Origin of the sequence: Rhodococcus sp. NPDC057014, from assembly GCF_042673295.1 — a bacterium.
In the GTDB taxonomy this organism is placed as follows: Bacteria; Actinomycetota; Actinomycetes; order Mycobacteriales; family Mycobacteriaceae; genus Rhodococcus_F.
Genome location: NZ_JBHUSF010000477.1, coordinates 1 through 4,656 on the forward strand (window position 1 = coordinate 1; position 4,656 = coordinate 4,656).

The 4,656-nt window shown below is 67.9% G+C and carries 4 protein-coding genes; all 4 read right to left on the reverse strand.

The annotated features are described in order from the left end of the window. Positions 1-49: 49 nt before the first annotated feature. A complete protein-coding gene (locus ACFTZB_RS43135; protein WP_378441732.1) occupies positions 50-550 on the reverse strand; it encodes a hypothetical protein in 501 nt (166 codons plus the stop codon). Positions 551-702: 152 nt separating this feature from the next. After that, on the reverse strand, positions 703-2,532 hold the full coding sequence (locus ACFTZB_RS43140; RefSeq protein ID WP_378441735.1) for a phosphoenolpyruvate carboxykinase (GTP): 1,830 nt from the start codon (positions 2,530-2,532) through the stop codon (positions 703-705). Between the two features lie 274 nt (positions 2,533-2,806). Beyond that, positions 2,807-3,118, reverse strand: coding sequence for a DUF6802 family protein (locus tag ACFTZB_RS43145; RefSeq protein WP_378441738.1), 312 nt, complete (start codon positions 3,116-3,118; stop codon positions 2,807-2,809). Positions 3,119-3,223: 105 nt separating this feature from the next. Continuing rightward, the coding region (locus tag ACFTZB_RS43150; RefSeq protein ID WP_378441741.1) for a hypothetical protein at positions 3,224-4,656 on the reverse strand (1,433 nt) is incomplete at its 5' end.

A 4,656-nucleotide genomic window follows, 5' to 3' on the forward strand; every position in this document is an offset into this window, starting at 1 on the left:
GTGGTTGACGAGTCCAGAGACTCCTCAACCACTCACGAGCGCGAAGCGCCTAGCTGCCGAACTGGACCCCACCGAGCGGGCCGCCGACGAGAACGATCTGCGGCATCGTGGTCTGGGGGTTGGCGACGGTGGTCAGCGACAGGCATTCGCCGAGAACCGCGTAGGCGCCGTCCGGAAGTTCCGGTGTGGTGAACGTCTTGACCGCGTCGCCCGTGGCGTTCGCGAGGACGCGGTCGATCGGGTTGGTGGCCCACGCGACGAATCCCGGTTCGAGAACGACGGTGGGATCCGCGAGTACGGCGGGCAGCTTGGTGGCGTCGAATGCCACGGCGCCGCAGGACTGCGCGTCCAGCAGATTCAGGACGTTGGGGTTGGTGACGGTGATGTCGAGGGTGCTTCCGTCGACCGCGGTCACCACGGTGGGAGGCTGCACTTCCGTCGCTGCGGAAGCGGTCGCCGGCATGGTGATGGCTACGGTGGCGGCGGCTGCGGCAGCGAGTGCGGCCCCTCCGGCGAGTCGTTTCATGCCCCTGCTGGTCCCTGTCTGCATCTGCAATCCTTTCGTCGCGTGCGAGCTTCGAGAATCGAGGCTTTTACAAACCGAATGGTATGCGTTTACTACAGGAACCTCCCCCGAAACGACGAATGTCACAGCGGTTCAGGCGAACTGAACCACTGTGACATTCGGTCACCGGGGAGGGACTAGCTCAGGCGCTGCTTCAGAGCCTCGAACTCGTCACGGATGCCGGAGGGCACCTTCTCGCCGAGGAACTCGAACCATTCCTCGATGAGCGGCAGCTCCTGCTTCCACTCGTCGACGTCGACCTTGAGTGCCTCGTCGACGTCGTCGGCGTTGACGTCCAGCCCGCCGAGCTCCAGATCGGCTGCGGTCGGAACGAATCCGATCGGAGTGGACTCGGCGCCTGCCTTGTGCTCGATGCGGTCGACGATCCACTTCAGCACGCGGGAGTTCTCGCCGAAACCGGGCCACAGGAAGCGACCGTCGTCGCCGCGACGGAACCAGTTGACGTAGAAGATCTTCGGCAGCTTCTCGGAATCCGCGTGCTTGCCGAGGTTGATCCAGTGGTTCAGGTAGTCGCCGGCGTTGTAGCCGATGAACGGGATCATGGCCATCGGGTCGCGGCGGACGGTACCCACGGCGCCTTCGGCGGCAGCGGTCTGCTCGGACGACAGCGTCGCACCGAGGAACGTGCCGTGCTGCCAGTCGAAGGACTCGCTGACCAGCGGAACCGTGGTCTTACGGCGTCCGCCGAACAAGATCGCGGAGATCGGCACACCCTGCGGGTCGTCCCACTCGGGGGCGAGGATCGGGCACTGCGACATCGGGGTGCAGTAACGCGAGTTCGGGTGCGCGGCCTTCTCGTCCGACTCGGGCGTCCATTCGTTGCCCTTCCAGTCGACGAGGTGCTGCGGGTCTCCCTCGAGTCCCTCCCACCAGACGTCGCCGTCGTCGGTCTGCGCGACGTTCGTGTACAGCGAGTTGCCGGCCTCGAGCGTCTTCATAGCGTTCGGGTTCGACCCGTAGTTGGTGCCCGGCGCGACGCCGAAGAAGCCGTACTCCGGGTTGACGGCGTACAGGCGGCCGTCCTCACCGAAGCGCATCCACGCGATGTCGTCACCGAGGGTCTCGGCGCGCCATCCGGGGATGGTGGGCTGGATCATCGCGAGGTTCGTCTTGCCGCACGCGCTCGGGAACGCGGCCGCGATGTAGTACGGCTTGTCCTCCGGGGAGATCAGCTTGAGGATCAGCATGTGCTCGGCGAGCCAGCCCTCGTCGTGGGCCATCGCCGACGCGATGCGCAGCGAGTAGCACTTCTTGCCGAGGAGGGCGTTTCCGCCGTAGCCGGAACCGTAGCTCCAGATCTCGCGGTCCTCGGGGAAGTGGGTGATGTACTTGGTGTCGTTGCACGGCCACGGGACGTCGGCCTGACCCTCCGCGAGAGGTGCGCCGACCGAGTGCAGCGCCTTCACGAACGGCTTGTCCTTGCCCAGCTTCTCCATCGCGGCCGTGCCCATGCGCGTCATGATGCGCATGGAGACGACGACGTACTCGGAGTCGGTGATCTCGACACCCAGCTTCGGGTCGTCGGCTCCGAGCGGGCCCATGCAGAACGGCACCACGTACATGGTTCGTCCGCGCATGCTGCCGCGGTAGAGGTCGGTCATGAGCGACCGCATCTCCGTCGGATCCATCCAGTTGTTGGTGGGCCCGGCGTCGATCTCCTCACGCGAGCAGATGTAGGTGCGAGACTCGACGCGCGCGACGTCCGACGGGTCCGAGTTGCCGACGAACGAATTCGGCTTCTTCTCGTCGTTGAGGCGCGTGAACGTGCCCGCCGCGACGAGCTGCTCGGTCAGTCGATCCCATTCTGCGTCCGAGCCGTCGGCGAAGACGACGCGGTCGGGCTGAGTGAGTTCGGCAACCTCTCGAACCCAGGCGAGCAGCTCACTGTGCTCCGTGGGGGGCGTGCCGTCAGTTCCGTTCAGACCGGGAATGGTCGCTGAGGTCATCAAACTCTCCTGGGGTGAGCCGGAACCGGACCATCTGCCGTCCGCTGAGAGAACCTCGCAGCGTGTGCCAGACGGTCCGATTTCCCCTCTCGGCGGGGTCCAGCCAGGCCGTCCATGCCACATGGAAGACGCGGGCGCCGGGTGTCCTATCCCTAGAGGTTAACGCCGCGAGTCCCATCTCGGGGAATCGGGTGCGGTTGGAATGGTCACAGAAACGATTCAGTAGCCCTGCCAGGAGCCTTTCCTGCGTCTGGAGTGCGGTTTTCGGGGGTGGTCAGCCGTTGCCGAGAGTCCCACCATCGGTCTGCTCCCAGTGCACGAGGCCGTCGCCGTCGCGGCGAAACTCCCACGACGCGTAGGCGCCGTCCTCGTGGATCAACGTCAGATGGTCTGCGTCGCCGTCCGAGTCGAGGTCGGAGGCGATGACGACGGCGTCGCCCGCGTCGAAGGTCTGGGTGTCGAGGACGCCGTCGCCGTCGATGTCGTGGGTGGGATCGGTGAGCGCGACCGCCCCGGAATCGGGGCCGAACGTGTTCGGATCGAGGTCCGGCACGTCCGGGACCAGAAAACTTTCAGTCGTCGCCACCGCGGTCTCCCTTCGTATTTCGGGCCAGTTTCCCGCCCAAAGCAAGACATATCAAGATATTTCAACACGATCCCACATGAAAGTGGGCGAACAGCGGTCGGACACCTATGTATTCAGACGTTCACCGCGGCGATTCAGTTCCCCGGCCGGCCTGCGGACCTCCTGCAGTCCCCGGTCGACCGCCGCGAGGTCGCGTTCGCAGGACGACAACTGCCCGCTCCTTCGCGCGGTCAGCCGGCGGAGTTCACCGTCTATCTGCGCGACCCGCTCGTCCACCTCCCGGGCGGCGACCCTGCTCTCGGCGATGATCGCCTCGCTCACCCCGGTCTCCGCCGCCAGCAACCGGGCCAGGACGAACTGCTCCCACTGGGACCGCACGTGCACCAGCGCCTCGGTCGCCCACTGCCGCACGTGAGCACGCTCGGCGACGTGCGCGCGCGACCGCGTCAGCCACCACGCCGCGACGGCTCCGAGCGCGAGGGTGAGCGGGATGCTCGCGATGTCGAGCGCGGGAACCATCGACAGCGGCGACACCACCAGCCTGCCCAGACCGAGCCCGGCGGACGCACCGATCAGAATCGTCATCCGGTCCTCCAGTCCGCGGTGCCGCGGTTCGGGCCCCTCGGGCGCCGCCGGCTGCGGCAGTGGAGCGGCGGCCTCGGGATCGGACGCGACGACGCCGGCACGTGCCCGCAGGTCGTCGAGGCGCGCGGTCACCGCGGCGTCGACCGCTCCACTTCTCTCGCGCACGATCTCGGCAAGACGGTCGGGATAACCCGCGAGGGTCCCGCGGCCTGCGCGGCCGATCTCCGAACGCGCCGACGCTCCCGCCGCGCGGACCTGGGAGGCCACCTCGTGCAGCAACTCGACCTTCGCCAGCTGGACCTGACCACGGAGCTGCGCGATCAGTTCCGTGCGCCCGCCGTCCCGCAGCGTCAGCGCGCGCACGCGCTCGGCGCGCAGTTCCGCGCCGGGCTCGGTCTCCCGCACGGACCGGGCGGTGGCCGCGATCATGCGCCGCGTCTGCTCGAGCACCGCCTCGATGGCGGGACGCGTGTCGCGGTCCCCGTCCCCGGCGGCCCGCAGGAGTGCCCCGAGCAGCGCCTCCACCCCGGATCCGCCGACAGCGACCGGGTGGATCTCCGCGTCGGCGAAACGCGCCGCGTGCCGGGCGAGCAGGGTTCGGTTGCGGTCGCGCACGCCCGCCCAGTCCCGGTGGACATCGGTCTTGGTGAGCGCGAAGACCACGGGGCACGCCGGTCGCGCGACGACGTCGAGAACGGACAGCTCTTCCCGTCCGAGTGCCGCCGCCGCGTCGAGCACCATCAGCACCACCCCGGCGTCGAGCGGATCCTCCGCGAACGCGAGCGCGGACGCGTCGAGCGAACGGAGCAGGCGCACGAGCGTGGTCTTGCCGGCCCGCCGCGGCCCCGCCACGAAGACACCTCGCTGCGCGGGTCCCCCGGACTTCAGGCGTGCGACGGCGTCCGGGTTCCATCGTTTCACCACGTCGACGGTCTCGGCGGGCAGATCGGACA